The organism is Streptomyces sp. NPDC020983 (genome assembly GCF_044333485.1).
Lineage (GTDB): Bacteria > Actinomycetota > Actinomycetes > Streptomycetales > Streptomycetaceae > Actinacidiphila.
The window spans coordinates 329433-351683 of sequence record NZ_JBIRRA010000002.1; the positions used below are offsets into that span (position 1 = coordinate 329433).

The window sequence follows — 22251 nt, forward strand, 5'->3', positions numbered from 1 at the left end:
ACCTCTTGGCGCGGAGGAGCTGGCGTACGCGCAGGTCAGCCGGTTGAGGGAGGTGCCGGGTGGTCCCGGTTGCGAAACTTTTTCGTAAGTGGTGTAGACCTTGGGTGAAGCTGTGGGGAAGACTCTGCGCTTCCGCAGACAAATCCCTCCTCGAAGGCGGTAATCCGGCATGCGCGTCCAACGGCGAAGAGTGGGGCGGCTCCTCGGCACGGGAGCGCTCGGACTGAGCACGGCGCTGACCGTGACCGCGGTCGGCGGGTGCAGCGGCCAGTCCCCGCTCGGCAAGGACGTCACGCTGCACATGGTCGCCGCCGACTACGGGGACCCCGGGACGGGCAACAGCTCCACCGGTTACTGGAAGACCGTCGCCGACGGCTTCAAGAAGGACCACCCGCACGTCAAGGTCGACGTCCAGGTCGTCGACTGGGACCACGTCGACGACAAGGTCGACTCGATGGTCAGGTCCGGCAAGGCCCCCGACATCGCGCAGATCGGTTCCTACGCCGCCTACGCCGCCCAGGGCCGGCTCTACAGCGCCGACAGCCTCTTCACCATCAGCGAGCAGGCCGACTTCATCCCCTCGCTCGCGACCATCGGCTCGGTCAACCGCGTGCAGTACGGGCTGCCCTGGGTGTCCAGCTCGCGGCTGTTCTTCTACAACAAGACGCTCTTCGAGCACGCCGGCATCAAGCGCGCGCCCAGGACCTGGGACGAGGTCGCCAAGGACGCCCGCAAGCTCAGGGCCGAGGGCGTCAAGGTGCCCTACGGGCTGCCGCTCGGCACCGAGGAGGCGCAGGCCGAGGCCCTCATGTGGATGCTCGGCGACTCCGGCGGCTACACCGACAGCGCCGGCACCTACAGCCTCGACTTCTCCGGCAACGTCACCGCCTTCCGCTGGCTCAAGGAGAACCTCGTCGGCAAGGGCCTCACCGGCCCCGGCAGCCCCGCCGAAACCAACCGCCGGGACGTCTTCGCGGGCTTCCTGGCGGGCGACGTCGGCATGCTCAACGGCCACCCCACGCTGCTCGCCCAGGCCAAAGCCGCGCACATCGACGTCGGCCTCGCCGCCCTGCCCGGCCTTGACGCGCCCGCGCGCGACACGCTCGGCGTCGCCGACTGGATGATGGCCTTCAAGAGGAAGGGCGACGACCACCTCGCGGCGGACGCGGCCTTCCTCCAGTACGTCTACACCCCGCAGAACTCGCGCAGGTTCCTCGACGAGTACGGCTTCCTGCCGGTGACCACCTCCGTCTCGCAGGCGATGGCGGCGGACCCGAAGGAGGCGGACATGAAGCAGTTCATCGACCAGCTGCCGACGGCGGTCTTCTACCCCATGAACAAGACGTCCTGGGGCGCGGTCTCCGACGAGATCAAGAAGAGCATCGGGCAGGCCGTCGAGGCCGATCCCTGGCAGGTGCTCGGCGCCCTCCAGCGGTTCGCCTCCTCGCAGGGCGGGAAGTAGGCCCCGTATGAGCGAACACGTGGACGAGCTGTCCGCCCGGGACCAGGCGGTGCTGGACCTCGCGTCGCGCTCCTGGCCCGGCCCCGGCGCCCGCGACCGGGCCGTCCGCGAACGCCTGGGACTGTCGCCGACCGCGTACCTCCAGCGCCTCAACGCCCTCCTCGACGACCCCCGCGCCGCTGCGTACGCCCCGGCGACCGTGCGCCGCCTGCGCGACGCGCGGGCCGAGCGCCGCGCCCGCCGCTGACCCCCGCCCCGCCCGGGAAGGTCGCACGGGTCACGGCAAGAGGCGGTCTGCGGCGCGGGCCGCCGGGTAGGTTACGCGTATGGCCGAGATTCCGACGCCCGGAACGGGCGAGGGGCAAGAAGCCCTCGCCGCCCTCCTTGCCGAACCGCACCGCGCGGTCGTCGCCCTGGACTTCGACGGCACCCTCGCCCCCATCGTCCCCGACCCCGAGCAGGCCAGAGCGCATCCGGGGGCGGTCCCGGCGCTCGCCCGGCTCGCCCCGCACCTCGCCGCCGTGGCCGTCGTGACGGGCCGCCCCGCGGGCGTCGCCGTACGGTACGGCGGCTTCGCGGGAGTACCCGCCCTGGAGCACCTGGTCGTGCTCGGGCACTACGGGGCCGAGCGCTGGGACGCGCACAGCTCCGCGGTGCACAGCGCCGGCGCCCACCCCGGGGTGACCGCCGTGCGTGCGGAGCTGCCCGGCTTCCTGGACCGCAACGGCGCCTGGCGGGGCACGTGGATCGAGGACAAGGGCGGCCGCGCGGTCGCCGTCCACACCCGCCGCACGGAGGACCCGGACGCCGCGTTCGAGGCCCTGCGCGCCCCCCTCACCGAGCTGGCCGCCGCGCACGACCTGGTCGTGGAGCCGGGCCGCTACGTCCTGGAGCTGCGCCCGCCGGGCGTGGACAAGGGCGTCGCGCTCGCGGCGTACCTGCGCGAGGTCGACGCCGGGAGCGTCCTCTACGGCGGCGACGACCTGGGCGACCTCGCCGCCTACGCCGCCGTGTCCGAACTGCGCAAGCAGGGCCTGCCCGGTCTGCTCGTCGCGGCCGCGGGCTCCACGGAGGCCCCGCAGGAGCTGACGAGCCAGGCCGATCTGGTCGTCCCCGGCCCCGAAGGTCTCGTCGCGCTGCTGAACGCCCTCGCCGACGCCCTCGGCGCGTAGCCGCACCGGCCGGCTCGCGGCGGCTACTCCAGCGCCGCGAGCTGGTCGAGGAACCACCGCGTGGGCGGCAGCGCGGTGGCCGCCGCGGCGAGCCGCTTCGTCCGGTCGGCCCGCTCCGCGTCCGGCAGCGTCAGCGCAGTGTTCAGCGCCTCCGCCGTCGCGCTCACGTCGTAGGGGTTGACCACGATCGCGTCGCCGCCCAGCTCCTCGTACGCCCCCGCCTCGCGGGAGAGGACCAGCGCGACCCCGTTGTCGGAGACCACCGGCATCTCCTTGGCCACCAGGTTCATCCCGTCCCTGATGGGGTTGACCAGCGCCACGTCCGCCAGCCGGTACGCCGCGAGCGAGCGCGCGAAGTCGTCGTCGACCTTCAGCAGCACCGGCTGCCAGTCCGGCGTCCCGAACTCCTCGTTGATCTCCGCCGCCACCCGCGAGACCTCCGCGGTGTAGTCGCGGTAGACCGCGAGATCCTGCCGCGAGGGGTACGCGAAGGCCACGTGCACCACCCGGCTGCGCCACCCGGGCCGCTCCTCCAGCAGCCTGCGGTACGCCAGCAGGCCGCGCACGATGTTCTTGGACAGCTCCGTGCGGTCCACCCGCACGATGAGCTTGCGCCCCGGGCCCGTCTCGGCCCGCAGCGCCGCCATCCGCTGCTCGACGTCCTCCCGGCCCGCGCGCTCGCGCAGGAAGTCCGCGTCGGCCCCCAGTCCGTGCACGCCCAGCCGCGTCGTCCGCCCGCGGTACGTGACCGCGTGCCCGTCCGCCGACCGCTCCGCACCCAGCACGTCCACGCAGCACGCGGCGAACGAATCCGCCCACCGCCGCGTCAGGAACGCCGCCCGGTCCGCGCCGAGCACGCCCTCCAGCACCGCCGCCGCGATGTCGTCCGGCAGCAGCCGGAAGTAGTCCGGCGGTGCCCACGGCGTGTGCGAGAAGTGCCCGATCCGCAGGTCGGGGCGCCGCTCCCGGAGCATCGACGGGGCCAGCACCAGGTGGTAGTCCTGCACCAGCACCGCCGCCCCGGGCGCGGCCGCCTCCGCGAGCGCGTCCGCGAAAGCCGCGTTGTACGCCTCGTAGGACGCCCACTGGCGGCGGAAGCCCTCGTCGAAGACGGGCTCCAGCGGTGTCTGGTAGAGCATGTGGTGGACGAACCACAGCACGGAGTTCGCGATGTCGTTGTAGGCGGCGTGGAAGACGTCCGGGTCGATCGCGAGCATCCGCGAGCCCGGCTCGCCGACCCCGCGCCTGACCGCCTCCCGGTCGCCCTCGCCCAGGGCCGCGCACACCCACAGCGAGTCACCGTCCGACTCGATCGCGCTCAGCCCGGAGACGACCCCGCCGCCGCCCCGCTTCCTGTCCAGCTCACCTCCGGCGAGGCTGTACGAGACCGGGCCGCGGTTCGACGCGACGAGCACACGTGCGAGTCCTTCCACGTCACCGAGCCTTGCCAATCGCCCCGGGCGCCAAACATCCGGGTGGGGCGCGCCCCCGGAGCGCGCGGCCCGCACGGCAGGGAGCGCCCCGCGCACGGACTACGCGGCGCGGTGGCGGAGGTACTCGGGGACGGCGAGCATCGGGGGGCGCTCCTCCGTGTCGACGGGGTGGGTCGAGGGGACGAAGCCCGAGGCCGCGCGCTCGTACTGCGTCAGGCGCGGCCTGACGAGGTGGCCGCGGGCCAGCCGCAGGTGCGCGGTGCGGTAGATCGCGGCGGCCATGCGGCCCAGTGCGGCGCCGTCCTGGTGGCGGTGGTGGCGGACGCCCACGTCCACCTGGCCGAGCGCGTCCAGCCCGGCCAGGGAGAGCGCGTCGACGAGCATGCCCAGCTCGACGCCGTAGCCCACGGGGAAGGGCAGCTGCTCCAGCAGCGAGCGCCGCGCCGCGTACTCGCCGCCGAGAGGCTGGACGAAGCCGGCCAGGCGCGGCCAGTGGAGGTTGAGCAGAGGGCGGGCGACGAGTTCGGTGACGCGGCCGCCGCCGGCGGGGACGACCGTGCCGCCGGTCTCCAGCGGGCGGTCGTACATCGCCTTGACGAGCTGGACACCGGGCTCGGTGAGGAGCGGGCCGACGATGCCGGTGACGAAGCCGGAGTCGAACTCGCGCAGGTCCGCGTCGACGAAGCAGACGATCGCGCCGCTGGTCACGAGCAGCGAGCGCCACAGCACCTCGCCCTTGCCCGGGAGCGCGGGCAGCCGCGGCAGGATGTCGTCGCGCGCGACGACGGTGGCCCCGGCCGCCGCCGCGACCTCGGCCGTGCGGTCGCGGGAGCCGGAGTCGACGACGACCAGCTCGTCGACGAGCGCGGCGCCCGGCGCCATGAGGTCGCGGCGGATGGCGGCCACGATCGCGCCGACCGTGGCCTCCTCGTCGAGCGCGGGCAGCACGACGCTCACGCTGCCGGCCGGGCCCGCCGCCCGCTTGGCGGCGAGCAGCAGCTCCAGCGGCCGCTCGCTCGCGGACCAGGACCGTGTCGCGAGCCAGCGCTCGACCTCTTCCAGCACGTTCAGCGCTCCCGTGTGTCCCGTGTGTGACGCATCTCGCGGTACGGACGGCTATCTCACCGGTGTCCGGTGTCGGTTACAGTCTTGAACAACGCCAGTACGCCCCGCATGCCGGGGTCGGCAGGCGGGACAAACGCCCGGACCGCTGAAGCCGTCCGGTGCCATACCGCTCATCCAGAGGGGCAGAGGGAACGGCCCGTTGAAGCCCCGGCAACCCTCCCGCCGACCGCGAGGTCAGGTGGGGACGGTGCCAATTCCGGCTCGCGGCGACGTACGCCGTGGGGAAGATGAGGAGAAAGGGCCTCGCCACCATGGCTGTGCAGAACACCGCCACCACCACCCCCCAGGACACCGCCTTCGGCCCCGCCGTCGCCCTCTCGTGCCGCGAGTGCGGCACCCGCTACCCGCTGACCCCGGTCTTCGCGTGCCTGGAGTGTTTCGGGCCGCTGGAGGTGGCGTACGAGCTGCCGGCCGGCGACCCGGAGCGGCTGCGCAAGCAGATCGAGGCCGGCCCCGCGAACATCTGGCGCTACGCGCCCCTGCTGCCCGTCCCCGCGGACGTGACCGAGAAGCAGAACCTGAACCCCGGCTGGACCAAGCTCGTCAGGGCCGACAACCTGGCCCGCGAGCTGGGCGTGACCGGCGGCCTGTACGTCAAGGACGACTCCGGCAACCCGACGCACTCCTTCAAGGACCGGGTCGTCGCGATCGCCCTGGAGGCGGCCCGCACCTTCGGCCTGACGACGCTGTCCTGCTCCTCCACCGGCAACCTGGCGGGCGCGGTCGGCGCGGCCGCGGCCCGGGCCGGCTTCCGCTCCTGCGTCTTCATCCCGGACGACCTGGAGCAGGGCAAGGTCGTCATGGCCGCGGTCTACGGCGGCGACCTGGTCGCGATCAAGGGCACGTACGACGACGTGAACCGCTTCTGCTCGGAGCTGATCGGCGACCCGGCGGGCGAGGGCTGGGGCTTCGTCAACGTCAACCTCCGCCCGTACTACGGCGAGGGCTCCAAGACGCTGGCGTACGAGATCGCCGAGCAGCTCGGCTGGCGGCTGCCGGACAACCTGGTCATCCCGATCGCCTCGGGCTCGCAGCTCACCAAGATCGACAAGGGTCTGAAGGAGCTGATCGCGCTCGGCCTGGTCGAGGACAAGCCCTACAAGATCTTCGGCGCGCAGGCCGAGGGCTGCTCGCCGGTCTCGGCCGCCTTCAAGGCCGGCCACGACGTCGTGCGCCCGGTCAAGCCCGACACCATCGCCAAGTCGCTGGCGATCGGCAACCCCGCGGACGGCCCGTACGTGCTGGACATCACCCGCCGTACCGGCGGCGCGGTCGAGGACGTCGACGACGGGCAGATCGTCGAGGCCATCAAGCTGCTCGCGCGCACCGAGGGCATCTTCGCCGAGACGGCGGGCGGCGTGACCGTCGGCGTGCTGAAGAAGCTGATCGAGACCGGGCAGCTCGACCCGGCCGCCGAGACCGTCGTGCTCAACACCGGCGACGGCCTGAAGACCCTGGACGCCGTCTCCCCGACCACCGGGCCGACCGCGACCATCGCCCCCTCCCTTGCCGCCTTCCGAGAGGCTGGACTCGCATGAGTGCTTCCGTCCGCATCCCCACGATCCTCCGCACGTACACCGGGGGTCAGGCCGAGGTGCCCGCCGAGGGCGCCACGCTCGGTGAGGTCATCGAGTCGCTGGAAAAGAATCATGCCGGTATTTCCGCGCGGGTTCTCGACGACACCGGAAAGCTCCGGCGTTTCGTGAACGTCTATGTCAACGACGACGATGTACGGTTTTCCGACGGCCTCGCCACCGCGGTGCCGGACGGCGCCAGCGTGTCGATCATTCCCGCGGTCGCCGGCGGCTGATACCGGATACCCGGTGCCGGATACCGAGCGTGAGCGAGAGCGTGATCCGGTAGGCCCCGCAGAACTGACAAGAATACGCAGAAGCTTCGACGTTTAAACTCCGCCCCATCCGGGAACTGCTTTCGACCCGGGTGGGGCGCCGTCATGTCGGACGCGAAGTCGTAGCGCCGATTTATCGGCAAATTCACAAGCGATAAGCGTGCTATGTCCGCTGTGTCCCGCCCGGCTTGCCCCACATTATCGTTTCTTCCTGGGGTATTTCCGATGCGTCGCGCCAAGAATTCTCGTCCAATTGACCTGTTGCGGACGGCATCCGTGCAGATACATTCAGCCGCGGTCGACGCGTTCCGGCGCACACCCCCACGGGGGTGAGGTCTGACCCGGGCCCGCGGAGCGCGGGGCCGCGATAGGGCCAGTAATAGGGGAGTTAGGAATGGCTCAGGGCACCGTCAAGTGGTTCAACGCGGAGAAGGGCTACGGCTTCATCGCGGTCGACGGTGGTGCGGATGTCTTCGTCCACTACAGCGCGATACAGATGGACGGCTACCGCACCCTCGAAGAAGGCCAGCGAGTCGAGTTCGAGATCTCGCAGGGTCAGAAGGGGCCGCAGGCGGACATGGTCCGCGTGGCCGGCTGATCGGCGCGGGCGCGTTCGGCCACCGACGCGACGCCAGGAAGGGCCACCCCCGCTCGGGGTGGCCCTTTCGCCGTGCCGGGGCGCTCGCCGCACGGGGCGCTTGCGGCCGGCGCGCGCCCCGTGCGGGCCCCCGCCGGGGGTGGGCGCTTGCACTCGGCAGGGGAGAGTGCTAATCATTGGCGTTAGCACTCTGCGCGTGAGAGTGCCACTTGGACCGGGTCGGTGAGGCCCGTCCGGACGTCGGGAAGGAACCGGCGCCCGGCAGGCCGTCCGTCGCGGGCGCCACGCGGTCCGTTCCACCGCCCCCCGCCTCCGGTGGGGGAACCCCCAGTCCGCGGAGGACACTTCACATGGCTAAGATCATCGCGTTCGATGAGGAGGCGCGGCGCGGCCTTGAGCGCGGGATGAACCAGCTCGCCGACGCCGTTAAGGTCACCCTCGGTCCCAAGGGCCGGAACGTCGTCCTTGAGAAGAAGTGGGGCGCCCCCACGATCACCAACGATGGCGTGTCCATCGCCAAGGAGATCGAGCTGGAGGACCCGTACGAGAAGATCGGCGCCGAGCTGGTCAAGGAAGTCGCGAAGAAGACCGACGACGTCGCCGGTGACGGCACGACGACCGCGACCGTCCTGGCCCAGGCCCTGGTCCGCGAGGGCCTGCGCAACGTCGCCGCCGGCGCCAACCCGATGGCCCTCAAGCGCGGTATCGAGAAGGCCGTCGAGGCCGTCTCCGCCGCCCTGCTGGAGCAGGCCAAGGACGTGGAGACCAAGGAGCAGATCGCCTCCACCGCCTCCATCTCCGCCGCCGACGTCCAGATCGGCGAGCTCATCGCCGAGGCGATGGACAAGGTCGGCAAGGAAGGCGTCATCACCGTCGAGGAGTCGCAGACCTTCGGCCTGGAGCTCGAGCTCACCGAGGGCATGCGCTTCGACAAGGGCTTCATCTCGGCGTACTTCGCCACCGACCTGGAGCGTATGGAGGCGTCGCTCGACGACCCGTACATCCTGATCGTCAACTCCAAGGTCTCCGCGGTGAAGGACCTGCTCCCGCTGCTGGAGAAGGTCATGCAGTCCGGCAAGCCGCTGCTGATCATCGCCGAGGACGTCGAGGGCGAGGCCCTGTCGACCCTGGTCGTCAACAAGATCCGTGGCACCTTCAAGTCCGTCGCCGTCAAGGCCCCGGGCTTCGGCGACCGCCGCAAGGCGATGCTGGGCGACATCGCGATCCTCACCGGCGGCACGGTCATCTCCGAGGAGGTCGGCCTCAAGCTGGAGAACGCGGGCCTGGACCTGCTCGGCCGCGCCCGCAAGGTCGTCATCACCAAGGACGAGACCACGATCGTGGACGGCGCCGGTGACGCCGACCAGGTCGCCGGCCGCGTCAACCAGATCCGCGCCGAGATCGAGAACAGCGACTCGGACTACGACCGCGAGAAGCTCCAGGAGCGCCTGGCGAAGCTCGCGGGCGGCGTGGCGGTCATCAAGGCCGGTGCCGCGACCGAGGTCGAGCTCAAGGAGCGCAAGCACCGCATCGAGGACGCGGTGCGCAACGCGAAGGCCGCCGTCGAGGAGGGCATCGTCGCCGGTGGTGGCGTGGCCCTGCTCCAGGCCTCCGCGGTCTTCGAGAAGCTGGAGCTGGAAGGCGACGAGGCGACCGGTGCCAACGCCGTGAAGCTCGCGCTGGAGGCCCCGCTCAAGCAGATCGCCGTCAACGGCGGCCTCGAGGGCGGCGTCATCGTCGAGAAGGTGCGCAACCTGCCGATCGGCCATGGCCTCAACGCCGCGACCGGCGAGTACGTGGACATGATCGCCGAGGGCATCATCGACCCGGCCAAGGTCACGCGCTCCGCGCTGCAGAACGCCGCGTCGATCGCCGCGCTGTTCCTGACCACCGAGGCCGTCATCGCCGACAAGCCGGAGAAGGCCGCCGCGGCCGCTCCGGGCGGCATGCCCGGCGGTGACATGGACTTCTGATCCTCCGGGATCGCCGTCCAGGCACGCGTGACGGCGGCGCCCGCCCTCCGAGCGATCGGGGGGCGGGCGCCGCCGTTTTCCGTGTCCCTACACGGGCCGGGCCGACTCCAGGGCCTGCCGCAGATGGCCGCCGGACTCGCGCAGCAGCCGGTCCGCGGTCGGGGCGTCGACGCGGGCCAGCAGCGTGAGGATGGCGGGCTTGACCTCCCCGTCGGTCGCGGTGAGCGCGTCCTCGATCGCCGCGTCGTCCGCGCCGGTGGCGAGCGAGACGATACGGCGCGAGCGGGCGCGCAGCTTCTCGTTGGACGCGCGCACGTCCACCATCAGGTTCCCGTAGGTCTTGCCCAGCCGGATCATCGTGATCGTCGAGAGCATGTTGAGCACCAGCTTCTGCGCCGTACCGGACTTCAGCCGGGTGGAGCCGGTGAGGAGTTCGGGTCCCACGACGACCTCGATGCCGTGCTCGGCGGCGGCCGCGAGCGGCGAGCCGGCGTTGCACGCGAGACCCACCGTGAGCGCCCCCAGCGCCCGGGCGTGCCCGACCGCGCCCAGCGCGTACGGGGTGCGCCCGGAGGCCGAGATCCCGACAACGGTGTCGGCGGCCGTCAGCCCGAGTGCGTCCAGGTCCTTCGCGGCCAGCTCCCTGCTGTCCTCGGCGCCCTCCACCGAGGTGACCATCGCGGAGGGCCCGCCCGCGATGAGGCCCACCACCTCCCCGCCGGGCGTGGTGTTGAAGGTCGGCGGGCACTCGCTGGCGTCCAGCACGCCGAGCCGTCCCGCGGTCCCGGCGCCCGCGTAGACGAGGCGGCCGCCGCGGGACATCCGGGCGGCGATGCCGTCGATCGCGGCGGAGATGGCGGGCAGTTGGGCGGCGACGGCGGCCGGAACGGTGGCGTCCTCACCGTTCATCGTGCGGGCGATCTCCAGCGTGGTCATACGGTCGATCTCGGCGAGCTCCGGCCGGAAGGCCTCGGTGGTCAGCGTGTCCAGTTCGCGACGCAGCTCGGTGTACTGGGGCATATGCGGCTCGTTCATCCTTCTCGCAGGGTCGGATCGGCGGGTGGGGCCGCAGAACGGGGCTTGGCGCATTATTTCAGGCCATGCTGGGGAATGGTCCGCCCGGAAGGCCGTGCGGCAGCCGCCCGGGGCCCGCATGTCCCGTGCGGGGCCCGGCGCTTCGCGGGGCCTTCCGGTCAGCCGCGGCCCGGACGGGGCCGGTGGCGGTGGGCCAGCGCTTCGTAGGAGGCCGCCAGGGCGGGCGCCGCGGTCTCGTACGTCCGCTGGGCGACACCCACGAACAGGCAGTCGACGACGAGGAGCTGGCTCGTACGGCTGGACATCGCGGCGGGCCTCAGCTCGCTCTCGCGGGAACAGGACGTGGTCAGCACGACGTCCGCCCACTGCGTGACCGGCCCGTCCGGGCGGCCCGTCACCGCGACCGTCGTCGCGCCGCGGTCGAAGGCCGCCCGCAGCGGCTCGATCACGTCGTGCGTGCTGCCCGAATGGGTGATCGCCACGGCCACGTCCCCCGGCCGCAGCTGGACGGCGTTCGTCACCGCCAGGTGCGGATCGGTGTGGGCGTGCGCGACCAGCCCGATGCGCAGCAGCTTCTGCGCCAGGTCCTGCCCGACCAGCCCGGAGGCCGCCATGCCGTACACGTCCGTCCGCCGGGCGGCCGCCAACGCCGTGACGGCGGCCTCCAGTTGGGTCATGTCCAGCTGGGCTGCGGTGTCCGCGAGGGTCTGCTGCTCCTCCAGCGCGAGCTTGGCGACGACGTCGGGCAGCGGGTCGTCCACCGCGATGTCCGCCGTCACGGCCGGCGGCACCCCGGCGGCCTGCTGGGCGGCGAGCGCGGCCAGGGCGAGCCGCAGGTCCCGGTAGCCGGGGTAGCCGAGCAGCCGGGCGGTGCGGACGACGGTGGCCTCGCTGGTGCCGGTACGGATCGCGAGGGCGGTGACGGTCTGCTGGGCGCAGCCGGCCGGATCACCCGCGACGGCCTCCGCGACGCGCTGCATGGAGCGCGTCATGGAGGGGGCGAGCGTACGGACCTTGGCGGCGAGCGCCCCCGGGTCGGGGGGCGTGACGGGTATGACGGGAGCGTCCGGGCTGCCGCGCAGCGGGCGGACACCCGGAGGGAAATTTTCCTTCACGCTGTGGGTCACTCTATGAAAGGTATTTTCACCCCATCGGGCCGTCAAGCCGTGGCCAGGGCCGCCGCTCCCCCGGGGGCGGGCCAGTCCCCGCGCGCCGCGAGGTCCAGCACGAGCGCGGCGATGTTCCACGCGTCGTCCTCCCCCCGGTGGTGCCGCCCCTCCAGCGGCAGCCCCGCGACCTGAAGCGCCTGCGCCATCCCCGGCCTGCGGCGCAGCCCGTAGGACGCGGTGAAGGCGGCCTTCGCGTTGGTGTGCGCGTGCCCGAAGGGGTACGGGGTGCCGGTGGCACGGCACTGGCGCGTGAACTGGTTGCGGTCGTAGTCCCCCCAGCTCGCCCACGGCAGCTCCCCCGCGCGGTGTGCGGCCGCGAGCGCCCGGCACGCCTCGGCGAAGGTGCTCCCGCCGTCCACCTCGTCCTGCGTCAGCCCCGTCAGCCCCGTCAGCTCCGTGCAGAACGCGCTCACGCGCGAACGGGAGGGCCGCACCAGCAGCCGGTGCCTGGCCGGCCGGGTGCGGGCCCGCAGGTCGACCACGGTGAGGCCGATCTCGATGATCTCGCTCACCTGCCCCGCGGGCGGCGGGCCCTCCCAGCACGTCGCTTCGACGTCGACGACGTTGAGGAGGTGGGGGCCGGTGTCCATGCGGGGAGGGTACGCCGGGCCCACCCCACCGGGGCCACCCGTTTTCCCGGCAGCGCCGGGGCCCGGCGGGCGGGCCCCGGCGGGGGCCGCGGTGCCGCCGGCGGCAAGGGATAATGGGGCGTATGGAAGACCCGGCGGAGGCGGCGTTGCACGAGGCCCGCGCCCGCGTCCTCGCGGACCTGGGGGCGCGGGAGGTCACCGGCCCCGCGATCGTGTCGCTCGTGGAGGACTCGGTCGCCGAGCGCCGCTGGTGGGTGGGCAAGTGGCCGGACGGCGCCCCGTTCGTCCCCGGCCTCGTCGCCCAGGACGTCCAGGACGCGCTGCTGGAGACGTACGGACGCTGGCCGCTGTGCCCGCACTGCGACGACCCGCACGCCCTCGCCGTCGAACCGGAGCTGGGCCCCGACCCGGTGTGGGTGTGCGAGGTGCGCCGCGAGGCCGTCGCCCCGCTCGGCGAGCTGGGGCCCCGGCCGTGACGGTGTACCTCGACCCCCCGACGTGGCCGGGCCACGGACGCATGTGGTCCCACCTGGTGAGCGACATCTCCTACGACGAGCTGCACGCCTTCGCGGCCCGGCTGGGCGCCCCGCCGCGCGCCTTCGAACGGGACCACTACGACATCCCCGCCGAGCGCTACCCGGACGCGGTGTGGCTGGGCGCGGTGGAGATCGGCAGCAAGGAGCTGGTCCGCCGCCTCACACAGGCGGGCCTGCGCCGCCGCAAGTACGACCCGCGCCGCGGCGCGGGCGGGGCGTAGGGCCTGCACGCGGCCGGCGCCGGCGTGCGCGGCGAGGAGCGCCGCGGCCGGTGCCGCGCGCCAACGCGCCGGTGCCCGTGGCGTGTTCACGCACCACCTCCCGCGGGGCGCGGTGCCCGCGCCCGGCGCCGGGGTCGCCCGCGGCGGGTGCGCGGGGGAGCGCAAGGGTGCACACGGGAGGGGGAAATCGTGGAGTCCGGGACCTGGGTGCCGGGCTTCCGCCAGGATGTCCGGGTGATTTCCGTGACCTCCCTCACCGCACCGGGGCCGCTCGACGAGGAGCGGCTGTACTGGGACTGGTACCAGCGGCTCGGGCCCGGTGCCGAACTGCTCGGCGACGTCGCCGGGGCGAGCGTGGCCGACCTCGGGGCCGGGACGGGCGAGCGCGCCGCGTACGTCGCCGCGGTGCTCGGCGCGGCACAGGTCGCCGCGATCGACACCTCGGCCACCCGTGTCACGCTCGGGCGCGAACGGTACGGCCACATCGCGGAACTGGACTTCGTGCACGGGGACGCGGCCACCTACCTCGCCGCCGCCGCGGGCACTCTCGACGTGGCCTACTCCTGCTTCGGCGCCGCCGACTTCTCCGACCCGGTGCACATGCTGCCCGCCGCCGCGAGCGGGCTGCGGGCCGGCGGCACACTGGTCCTCGCGACGCTCGCCCACCACGAGGACGGCACGCCGCCGGCGGCCGAACTGCGGCCCACCGAGGTGTCGGTGCGCTCCTCCAGCGGCAGCCTGACGACCAAGCGGCGCTGGGTGCTGGAGGCCGCCGTGTGGACGAAGCTGCTCGCGGACGCGGGCTTCACCGGCATCAGCACCGAGGTGCTGCGCGACCCGGGCGGCGGCGACCGCGAGCCACCCGTGGCGACGACCCTCATCCGCGCGGTGCGCGGCGGGAGTTGAGGCGGCTCAGGCCTCCAGCAGCTCCAGCTCGGTGGTGAGGTTGCGGCGCGCGGTGCGCTCCCAGTGCTCGCGGCCGTAGGGGGTGCGGAACAGATGGGGCAGGTCGAGGAGCCGGCGCAGCACGTCGGCCCGCCCGGCGCGGAAGTCGGCGTCCGGCACGAAGCCGTACTCGGCGCGTACGGCCGCGGCGTAGGCGGCGTAGGCCGCCGGGTCGCCCGCGAGGACGGCGAGGTCGGCGTCGCACAGCACCTCGCCGTCGGCATCGTTGGGCGCGGGGTCGTGCGTGACCGTCAGCCGCACCAGCCGGACGACCTGCGCGACGCGTTCCGCGCCGACCCCCGCCTCGGTGAGCGCGCGGCGCGCGAGGTCGGCGCTGCGCTCCTCGTTCTCGCTGCGGTCGGGGCGGTAGACGGCGTCGTGGAACCACGCGGCGAGCGCCACCGTGTCCGGGTCGTGCGCGTAGCCGGTCAGCTCGGTCACCCGGGCGAGCACCTGCGCGAGGTGGTCGACGGTGTGGTAGCGGCGCTGCGGCTCGTCCCACCGCTCCAGCAGCTCCCGCCCGTACGGGTTGGGGTCGGGCGCCTGCTCGCCCGCCCCGCCGTGCGCGTCCTCCTGGCAGCGGCGCAGCAGCTGGTTCCACTCGGCGAGCAGGGCGTCGTACCGCGGGTGGGCCGCGGCGCTGGTGTGAGGCATGCGGGCCATTGTGGCGGAAGCGCACGCGGGGGACGGGCGCGGGTCCGGCGCACCGCGCGCCGCCCCCTTCCACCGCCGGCGGAACGCCCCGCCGCGGAGCGGAAAGGGGACCGGCCGGGGACGCGGGGGGACGCGCGGGGGGACGCGCGGGTAATGCATTCGCCCCAGCCGCGCCGCAGGCGTAAGATCGCCGGTCTTGCCGCCTCCCGGACGGGAGTGCCGCCGGCCGGACGGAAACCGGCCGGCCCCCTCACGTACCCGCCCCGACCGCCGGAGGCATCCGTGCCCTCGCACGCCCAGAGCCAGGACCACAGCACCAGCACCCCCGTCCCGCCCGGCCCCGCCGGAGGCGATCCGCTGCGCCGCGAGCGCGACCACCTCGCCGCGTCACGGGCCGCGCTGCGGGCGATGCGCGCGGACGTCGAGGCGATGGACATCAGCGACGTCAGCGGCAACTGGGTGGACGCCAAGATCCTGGCCGCCGCGTACGAGGCCCGCATCGTCGCGCTCGCCGACCTCGCCGGCACCCCCCTGTTCTTCGGCCGGCTCGACTACGGCCACGCGCCGGGCGCGGACACGGCGGAGGGCGCGGAGGGCGAGAGCTTCTACATCGGGCGCCGGCACGTCCACGACGCCGCGGGCGACCCGATGGTGATCGACTGGCGCGCGCCCGTCTCGCAGCCCTTCTACCGCGCCTCCCGCGCCGAGCCGATGGACGTCGTCCTGCGCCGCCGTTTCGGTTACACCGGCGGGGAACTGACCGCGTACGAGGACGAGCACCTCACCGACCCGGCCGAGTCGGAGACCGCGAGCAGGCTGCTCCAGACGGAGATCGAGCGGCCGCGCGTCGGCCCGATGCGCGACATCGTCGCGACGATCCAGCCGGAGCAGGACGAGATCGTGCGCGCCGGCGTCACCGGCACCGTGTGCGTGCAGGGGGCGCCCGGCACCGGTAAGACGGCGGTGGGCCTGCACCGGGTCGCGTACCTGCTCTACGCGCACCGCGAGCGCCTCGCCCGCGCGGGCACGCTGGTGATCGGCCCGAACGCGTCCTTCCTGCGCTACATCGAGCAGGTGCTCCCCGCGCTCGGCGAACTCCACGTCAAGCAGGCCACGGTGGACTCCCTCGTCGCCCATGTCCCCGTGCGCGGCACGGACTCGGCGGAGGCCGCCCGGCTCAAGGGCGACGCCCGGATGGCGGAGGTGCTGCGGCGCGCGGTGCGCTCGGGCATCCGGATGCCGCAGGAGCCGGTCGTGGTCGTCCGCGGCTCGCGCCGGTGGCGCGTGCCCGTGTACGAACTGGAGGAGATCGTCCGCGAGCTGGCCGGGCGCGACATCCGCTACGGCGCCGCGCACGACGCCCTGCCGCAGCGCATCGCGCACGCCGTGCTGGTCCAGATGGAGCGCGCGGGGGAGGCCCCCGACGACCGCGTGCAGGACGCGGTGGCCCGCAACTCCGCGGTCAAGGCGGCCGTCAAGGCGTGCTGGCCGCCCGTCGACCCGGCGAAACTGGTGCTGCGGCTGCTGTCCGACGCGGAGTTCCTCGCCGAGGCGGCCGACGGCATCCTCGACCCGGAGGAGCAGCGGACCGTCCTGTGGCCGAAGCCCGCGCGGGGGCCGGCGTCGGCGAAGTGGACGGCGGCCGACGCCGTACTCGTCGACGAGGCGCAGGACCTGGTGCAGCGCACCCCGTCGCTCGGGCACGTGGTGCTGGACGAGGCGCAGGACCTCTCACCGATGCAGTACCGCGCGGTCGGGCGGCGCTGCTCCACCGGCTCGGCGACCGTGCTCGGCGACATCGCCCAGGGCACCACGCCCTGGGCGACGGCCAGTTGGGCGGAGGCGCTGCAACACCTCGGCAAACCCGGGGCGCGCGTCGAGGAGCTGACGCGCGGCTTCCGTGTGCCGCGGGAGGTCATCGGCTACGCGTCCCGGCTGCTGCCGCAGATCGCCCCGGACCTCGCCCCGGCGACGTCCGTGCGCGAGGCCGGCGGCGACTTCGCCGTGCAGGCCGTGCCGGAAGGGGAGTTGGAGGCGGCGGTGCTCGCCGCGTGCGAGAAGGCACTGGGGCACGAGGGCTCCGTCGGCCTGATCGCCGCGGACCCCGACGTCCCGGCGCTCTCCGCCGCCCTCACCGCGGCCGGCCTGCCCTTCCTCGCCCCCGGCGAGGAGACCTCGGCGGACACCCGCCTCACCCTCGTCCCGGCGTCCCTCGCGAAGGGCCTGGAATACGACTACGTCGTCCTCGCCGAACCCGCCGCCGTCGTCGCCGCGGAACCCGACCCGCGGACGGGCCTGCGCCGCCTGTACGTGACGCTGACCCGAGCGGTGTCCGGTCTGACCGTCCTCCACGCGCAGCCGCTGCCGGAGGCGCTGGCCTCCTGAACGGCCGCCGCGGCGGCGGGCCTCAGCCCACGGCCACGGGGGCGTCCAGCACCTCGCGCCAGGTCCGGACGGCGGACGGGTCCACCGCGCCGGACCAGCCGCCGGCCCGCACCGCGCCGCCGACGTGGAAGCCGTCGAGACCGGCCGCGCGCAACTCCGGTACGTGCTCCAGCAGCAGGCCGCCGCCCACCAGCAGCCGCGGCTCGTAGCCCGGCTCGCCGCTGCGCGCGGCCTCCGCGCACAGCACGTCCATCCCGTCGCCGACGCCCTTCGCGGACCCGGCCGTCAGATACGTGTCGAGGCCGGGCAGCCCCGCGAGCTGCAGCCGTACGGTGTCGCGGTCGGTGGCGCGGTCGATCGCCCGGTGGAAGGTCCACCGGCACCCGTCGAGCACGTCGACCAGGGCGTGCACCGCCTCCAGATCCGCCGCGCCGCTCCCGTCCAGGAAGCCCAGCACGAATTCCTCCGCGCCCTCCGCGCGCAGTGCCTGCGCCGCCTCGCACAGTTCGTCCAGGCGCTCGGCCCCGCCCGCGTCGAAGCCGTCCGTGAGGCGCAGCATCACCCGCAGGGGGATGTCGACGGCGGCGCGGATCGCCGCGAACGTCTCCCGCGACGGGGTCAGGCCGTCGGCGGCCATGTCCGTGACCAGTTCGAGCCGGTCGGCGCCGCCGGCCTGTGCCGCAACGGCGTCATCGGGTCCGAGGGCGATTACCTCGAAGATTGGTCTAGACATATGACCAAGGTTGCCACATGCCCCCGCCCCCACGCGACCCCCGGGGTCCCCCGAACGCCCCTCGCGCGCCGACTACCCGCTGGAGCCGCCGGACCACTGCCTGGTGCCGTGGAGGCACGTCCGGGGCGGGCCGGGTACGGCCGGGGACGGACGGTCTCGGGGTGACCCCGACCTCCGGGTAGGGGATGCCGGTCCGCCCGGGGGATGATCACCGGGCGGGAGAATTACATCCTCAGTCCGACGTGGGGCGAATGCCGGATTTCGTACCGTGGGGGCATGGCCTCCTCGACGATCCACCCAGCCCCCGCGGTGCAGCTCGTGCACGGCGCGACCATGCCCGACTCCCGGCCCGACCACCCCCGCCACCGCCTCGGCGACGCCCTGCGCGCGATACGCGTGTACGCCGTCGCGGCGGTGGAGGTGGTGGTGCTCGGCACCGGGGCCAAACGCTACTGACCGGAGCCGGAGCCTGCGCTGTGCGCGCGGGCCGGACCGGTCAGACGTCCTCGCCCGCGCCCGTCAGCAGGTCGTCCGCGTCGACGATCCGGTAGGCGTAGCCCTGCTCGGCCAGGAAGCGCTGGCGGTGGGCCGCGAAGTCCTGGTCGATGGTGTCCCGGGCCACCACGGAGTAGAAGCGCGCCTCGTGGCCGTCCGCCTTGGGCCGCAGCACCCGTCCCAGCCGCTGCGCCTCCTCCTGGCGGGAGCCGAAGGTGCCGGAGACCTGGATGGCGACGGTCGCCTCGGGCAGGTCGATGGAGAAGTTGGCCACCTTCGATACGACCAGCACCGACAGCTCGCCCTGCCGGAAGGCCTCGAAGAGCTTCTCGCGCTGCGCGTTCGGCGTCTCACCCTTGATCACCGGGGCGCCCAGGTGCTCGCCCAGCTCGTCGAGCTGGTCGATGTACTGCCCGATGACCAGCGTCTGCTGGCCCGCGTGCTTGCGCACCAGCGCCTCGGTGACCTTGCGCTTGGTCGCCGTCGTCGCGCAGTAGCGGTATTTCTCCTCGGCCTCGGCGGTGGCGTAGGCCAGCCGCTCCGCGTCGGTGAGGTTGACCCGCACCTCGACGCAGTCGGCCGGCGCGATGTAGCCCTGCGCCTCGATCTCCTTCCAGGGGGCGTCGAAGCGCTTGGGGCCGATGAGCGAGAAGACGTCCGACTCGCGGCCGTCCTCCCGGACCAGCGTGGCCGTCAGCCCGAGGCGGCGGCGCGCCTGGAGGTCGGCGGTGAACTTGAAGACCGGAGCAGGAAGGAGGTGCACCTCGTCGTAGATGATCAGACCCCAGTCCCGGGAGTCGAAGAGCTCCAGGTGCGGGTAGACGCCCTTCCGCCTGGTCGTCAGGACCTGGTAGGTCGCGATCGTGACGGGCCGGATCTCCTTGCGCGTGCCGCTGTACTCGCCGATCTCGTCCTCGGTGAGCGTGGTGCGCCGGACCAGCTCGTGCTTCCACTGCCGCGCCGACACGGTGTTGGTGACCAGGATCAGGGTGGTCGCCTTCGCCTCGGCCATCGCGCCCGCGCCGACCAGCGTCTTGCCCGCGCCGCACGGCAGCACGACCACGCCCGAGCCGCCGTGCCAGAAGCCCTCCACGGCCTGCTTCTGGTAGGGGCGCAGCCCCCAGCCCTCCTCGTCGAGGTGGATCGGGTGCGCCTCACCGTCCACGTACCCGGCGAAGTCCTCGGCGGGCCAGCCCAGCTTGAGCAGCACCTGCTTGATCTGGCCGCGCTCGGAGGGGTGGACGACGACGGTGTCCTCGTCGATCCGCGCGCCGACGAGCGGCTGGACGCGCTTGGAGCGGAGGATCTCCTCCAGGACCGGGCGGTCGGTGGTGGTCAGCACGAGCCCGTGCGCGGGGTGCTTGCTGAGCCGCAGCCGCCCGTAGCGGTCCATCGTCTCGGCGACGTCGACGAGCAGGGCGTGCGGGACGGGGTAGCGGCTGTACTCGACCAGCGCGTCCACCACCTGCTCGGCGTCGTGACCTGCGGCCCGGGCGTTCCACAGGCCGAGCGGGGTGAGCCGGTAGGTGTGGATGTGCTCGGGGGCGCGCTCCAGCTCGGCGAAGGGTGCGATGGCCCGCCGGCAGGCGTCGGCCAGCTCGTGGTCGACCTCCAGCAGGAGGGTCTTGTCGCTCTGGACGATCAGGCAGGACACGCGGGTACCTCCGGGCTGGCCGGGATGGGGCGAACGAAAAATTGTACGCCGGGCGGGGGGAAGGGCAGGGTGTCCGTGGTCACCTCGGATCCGGCGCGGGCCTGCGTGCGGGCCCGGGACGCGGTCCGGTGCGGGGTGAGCGCCATCCGTGCGAATCTACGGCGTCCTTACTCGCGCCTTACGTCCGTATTAGTCCTATTTGATGTTTTCTGCCGTCATGGATCACCAGCAGACGCATCCTCCCGCCGAGCCGCGCCGGCGTAGGACGTTCCGCGCGGTCGCGGCCTCCTCGGCTGTCGTCGTCGCGGGAGTCATGGCCGCGGCCGGCCTGCTGCTCCCCGCCTCCGCCTCCGCCTCGGGCGACCCGGCGGGCGACGGAGGGCCCTCGGCCGGCCACGGCGCCGCGCAGCCCACGTACGACTGGCCCGGCGCCCCCGACACGAACGGCCCCGGCCGGCAGCCCACGACGGCCCGGCCGAGCAGGCCCGGCACGGACGGACCGAGCGTGCCCGGCGCGGACGGGCCGGGCGCTTCCGAGGCCGGGTGGTCGAGCGCCCCCGGCACGAGCGGGCCGAGCGCTCCCGACACGGGGTGGCCGAGCGCTCCCGACACCGGGTGGCCGCAGCCCAGCACGTCCAGCTGCCCGCCCACGCATCACCCGACGCATCACCCGTCGCACCACCCCTCGCACCCGCCCACGCACCACCCCTCGCACCCGCCGACACATCACCCCTCGCACCCGCCCACGCACCACCCGTCGCACCCGCCGACGTCCCGCCCCCCGACGCACCACCCGTCGCACCCGCCCACGCACCACCCGTCGCATCCCCCCACACACCACCCGTCGCACCCGCCGACGACGCCGCCGACCACACCCCCGACGACGCCGCCGACCACACCGCCCACGACGCCGCCGACCACACCGCCGACGTGGACGCCGACGCCGACGCCGACGTGGACGTGGACGACGCCGCCCACGACACCCACGTGGACGCCGCCCACGCACGAGCAGCCGTCCCACCGCCCGTCGCACCCGCCGACGCACCACCCGTCCCAGCCGCCGACCACGTCTCCGGGTCTGCCGCACACGGGTACGGACGGGGTCGAGTGGATCGCGGCCTCCGCCGTCGCGGTGCTCGGGGCCGGCGGAACGCTGCTGGTGATGTCCCGCCGCCGGCGCGGCCGGCACGGCTGAGCCCGCCGCGCCGCCGCGTGAGCCACCCGCGGCGACGAATCCGGCCGGGGCGCCCCCCCCCCCCCCCCCGGGGGGGGGCCGGCCCGGGGGGGGGGGCCCCCCCCCCGGGGCCCCCCCCCGGGGGGGGCCCGCCGCGGGGGGGGGCCGGGGGGGGCGCCCCCCCCGCGGGGGGGGGGGCCCCCCGGGGGGCCCCCCCGCGGGGGGCCCCCCCCCCCCCCGCGGGGGGGGGGGCCCCCGGCCCGGGGTAGGCGGACCCCCAAGAGGAGGCCCACCGAGGGGGGTACAGCCGTGGCGGTGCGAATGGCGTTGTTCGAGCGCTGGCGCGGCCCCAGGCCCGCACCCCCGGCGGAGGCGAAGCCCGCACGCGAAGCCCGGCCCGGGCGCAGGCCCGCCAGGCCCCGGCCGGCGCCCAAGGCCACACCCAAGGCCCCGCGCAGCCGCACCCGTACGCGGCCGCGGAAGCCGCCGCCCCCGCTGCTGCAACGGCACAGCCTCGGTCCGATGCTCGCCCGGGCGGTGGTGCTGGCCGTGGCGGTGGTCTGCATGGTCGCCTTCGCGGTGGCGCTGGCGCGCGTCACGCTCGTCCCGTCGCCCGCGTCGGATTCGCTGACGCACACCAACCTGCGGCCGGGCGCGTCCATCCGCACCTACCTCAACCAGCCGGACGTCCACGACACGGTCAAGCAGATCGGCGGCAACGTCCTGCTCGGCGTGCCCTTCGGGATCCTGCTCCCGACGCTCTTCCCGCGCGCCCGGGGCTTCCTGCGGGTGGCGCTGCTGACGGCCCTGACCATGGTCCTGGTCGAGACGGCGCAGGGCGCGATGGTGGAGGGCCGGGCCTTCGACGTCGACGACGTCATCCTCAACACCGTGGGCGCCCTGCTCGGGTACCTGCTGCTCGGCCACCGCCTGGCCGCCGCGCTCCACCCCGACCGGCCCCACTGGTGGCACCGCTACTTCCCCCGGCCCGCCGACCGGAAGCCGCGGCCCAGGACCGACCCGGGCGCGGGGACGGACAGGTCCTGAG

At 73.8% G+C, this 22251-nt stretch carries 23 protein-coding genes and 1 riboswitch; of the genes, 13 read left to right on the top strand and 10 right to left on the bottom strand.

Going from position 1 to position 22251, the window contains the following annotated elements:
- Positions 1-169: 169 nt before the first annotated feature.
- From ACH4SE_RS04880 to otsB, 3 genes are all read left to right on the top strand, one after another.
- A complete protein-coding gene (locus ACH4SE_RS04880; RefSeq protein WP_398541863.1) occupies positions 170-1462 on the top strand; it encodes an extracellular solute-binding protein in 1293 nt (430 codons plus the stop codon).
- Positions 1463-1469: 7 nt separating this feature from the next.
- A complete protein-coding gene (locus ACH4SE_RS04885) occupies positions 1470-1709 on the top strand; it encodes a DUF3263 domain-containing protein (RefSeq protein WP_398541864.1) in 240 nt (79 codons plus the stop codon).
- Between the two features lie 79 nt (positions 1710-1788).
- Positions 1789-2634: a trehalose-phosphatase gene (otsB, locus tag ACH4SE_RS04890; RefSeq protein ID WP_398541865.1), complete on the top strand. Its 846-nt coding sequence runs from the start codon at positions 1789-1791 to the stop codon at positions 2632-2634.
- A 23-nt stretch (positions 2635-2657) separates the two neighbouring features.
- Here the strand turns inward: otsB and ACH4SE_RS04895 are convergent, their stop codons facing one another.
- Both ACH4SE_RS04895 and ACH4SE_RS04900 read right to left on the bottom strand, forming a co-directional pair.
- Entirely contained in the window at positions 2658-4067 is a 1410-nt protein-coding gene (locus tag ACH4SE_RS04895; RefSeq protein WP_398541866.1) for a trehalose-6-phosphate synthase, read from the bottom strand.
- 99 nt (positions 4068-4166) lie between these two features.
- Entirely contained in the window at positions 4167-5132 is a 966-nt protein-coding gene (locus ACH4SE_RS04900; RefSeq protein ID WP_398541867.1) for a glucosyl-3-phosphoglycerate synthase, read from the bottom strand.
- Between the two features lie 167 nt (positions 5133-5299).
- Positions 5300-5426, top strand: a riboswitch (SAM riboswitch).
- On the opposite strand from ACH4SE_RS04900, the gene thrC reads away from it, so the two are divergent.
- The 4 genes from thrC (at position 5420) to groL (ending at position 9612) form a co-directional block, all read left to right on the top strand.
- Positions 5420-6730 carry a threonine synthase gene (thrC, locus tag ACH4SE_RS04905; RefSeq protein ID WP_398541868.1) on the top strand — a complete coding sequence of 437 codons (1311 nt, stop codon included), beginning with the start codon at positions 5420-5422 and terminating at the stop codon, positions 6728-6730. It overlaps the preceding riboswitch by 7 nt.
- Complete coding sequence (locus ACH4SE_RS04910; protein WP_031522335.1) at positions 6727-7002, top strand: ubiquitin-like small modifier protein 1; 276 nt, start codon at positions 6727-6729, stop codon at positions 7000-7002. The genes thrC and ACH4SE_RS04910 overlap by 4 nt, the downstream gene beginning before the upstream one ends.
- Positions 7003-7435: 433 nt before the next feature.
- On the top strand, positions 7436-7639 hold the full coding sequence (locus ACH4SE_RS04915; protein WP_003986833.1) for a cold-shock protein: 204 nt from the start codon (positions 7436-7438) through the stop codon (positions 7637-7639).
- Between the two features lie 350 nt (positions 7640-7989).
- Entirely contained in the window at positions 7990-9612 is a 1623-nt protein-coding gene (gene groL, locus ACH4SE_RS04920) for a chaperonin GroEL (protein WP_398541869.1), read from the top strand.
- A gap of 87 nt (positions 9613-9699) precedes the next feature.
- Here groL and murQ read toward each other — a convergent pair whose 3' ends face one another.
- From murQ to ACH4SE_RS04935, 3 genes are all read right to left on the bottom strand, one after another.
- Positions 9700-10632: an N-acetylmuramic acid 6-phosphate etherase gene (gene murQ / locus ACH4SE_RS04925; protein WP_398541870.1), complete on the bottom strand. Its 933-nt coding sequence runs from the start codon at positions 10630-10632 to the stop codon at positions 9700-9702.
- Positions 10633-10805: 173 nt separating this feature from the next.
- Positions 10806-11774, bottom strand: a complete 969-nt coding sequence (locus ACH4SE_RS04930; protein ID WP_398541871.1) for a MurR/RpiR family transcriptional regulator — start codon at positions 11772-11774, stop codon at positions 10806-10808.
- A gap of 32 nt (positions 11775-11806) precedes the next feature.
- Positions 11807-12406 (bottom strand): exonuclease domain-containing protein, encoded by a 600-nt coding sequence (locus ACH4SE_RS04935; RefSeq protein ID WP_398541872.1) that lies wholly within the window; start codon positions 12404-12406, stop codon positions 11807-11809.
- A gap of 113 nt (positions 12407-12519) precedes the next feature.
- Here ACH4SE_RS04935 and ACH4SE_RS04940 point away from each other — a divergent pair, with 113 nt between their 5' ends.
- The 3 genes from ACH4SE_RS04940 (at position 12520) to ACH4SE_RS04950 (ending at position 14069) form a co-directional block, all read left to right on the top strand.
- A complete protein-coding gene (locus ACH4SE_RS04940) occupies positions 12520-12882 on the top strand; it encodes a hypothetical protein (RefSeq protein ID WP_398541873.1) in 363 nt (120 codons plus the stop codon).
- Entirely contained in the window at positions 12879-13163 is a 285-nt protein-coding gene (locus ACH4SE_RS04945; RefSeq protein ID WP_398541874.1) for a DUF4031 domain-containing protein, read from the top strand. The genes ACH4SE_RS04940 and ACH4SE_RS04945 overlap by 4 nt, the downstream gene beginning before the upstream one ends.
- Before the next feature lie 234 nt (positions 13164-13397).
- Positions 13398-14069, top strand: coding sequence for a class I SAM-dependent methyltransferase (locus tag ACH4SE_RS04950; RefSeq protein WP_398541875.1), 672 nt, complete (start codon positions 13398-13400; stop codon positions 14067-14069).
- A gap of 6 nt (positions 14070-14075) precedes the next feature.
- On the opposite strand, the gene ACH4SE_RS04955 is transcribed toward ACH4SE_RS04950, so the two are convergent.
- Positions 14076-14762 (bottom strand): hypothetical protein, encoded by a 687-nt coding sequence (locus tag ACH4SE_RS04955; RefSeq protein ID WP_398541876.1) that lies wholly within the window; start codon positions 14760-14762, stop codon positions 14076-14078.
- A gap of 282 nt (positions 14763-15044) precedes the next feature.
- Here ACH4SE_RS04955 and ACH4SE_RS04960 point away from each other — a divergent pair, with 282 nt between their 5' ends.
- A complete protein-coding gene (locus ACH4SE_RS04960; protein WP_398541877.1) occupies positions 15045-17147 on the top strand; it encodes a HelD family protein in 2103 nt (700 codons plus the stop codon).
- Between the two features lie 22 nt (positions 17148-17169).
- Here the strand turns inward: ACH4SE_RS04960 and ACH4SE_RS04965 are convergent, their stop codons facing one another.
- Positions 17170-17880, bottom strand: a complete 711-nt coding sequence (locus ACH4SE_RS04965) for a copper homeostasis protein CutC (protein WP_398541878.1) — start codon at positions 17878-17880, stop codon at positions 17170-17172.
- Between the two features lie 276 nt (positions 17881-18156).
- Here ACH4SE_RS04965 and ACH4SE_RS04970 point away from each other — a divergent pair, with 276 nt between their 5' ends.
- Entirely contained in the window at positions 18157-18336 is a 180-nt protein-coding gene (locus ACH4SE_RS04970) for a hypothetical protein (protein WP_398541879.1), read from the top strand.
- Between the two features lie 40 nt (positions 18337-18376).
- Here ACH4SE_RS04970 and ACH4SE_RS04975 read toward each other — a convergent pair whose 3' ends face one another.
- The 3 genes from ACH4SE_RS04975 to ACH4SE_RS04985 form a co-directional block, all read right to left on the bottom strand.
- Positions 18377-20029 (bottom strand): DNA repair helicase XPB, encoded by a 1653-nt coding sequence (locus tag ACH4SE_RS04975; protein WP_398541880.1) that lies wholly within the window; start codon positions 20027-20029, stop codon positions 18377-18379.
- A 222-nt stretch (positions 20030-20251) separates the two neighbouring features.
- Complete coding sequence (locus tag ACH4SE_RS04980; RefSeq protein WP_398541881.1) at positions 20252-20680, bottom strand: hypothetical protein; 429 nt, start codon at positions 20678-20680, stop codon at positions 20252-20254.
- 75 nt (positions 20681-20755) lie between these two features.
- Positions 20756-21097, bottom strand: a complete 342-nt coding sequence (locus ACH4SE_RS04985; RefSeq protein ID WP_398541882.1) for a hypothetical protein — start codon at positions 21095-21097, stop codon at positions 20756-20758.
- A gap of 628 nt (positions 21098-21725) precedes the next feature.
- Between ACH4SE_RS04985 and ACH4SE_RS04990 the strand changes: the two genes are divergently transcribed.
- Positions 21726-22250, top strand: a complete 525-nt coding sequence (locus ACH4SE_RS04990) for a VanZ family protein (protein ID WP_398541883.1) — start codon at positions 21726-21728, stop codon at positions 22248-22250.
- Position 22251: the final 1 nt, after the last annotated feature.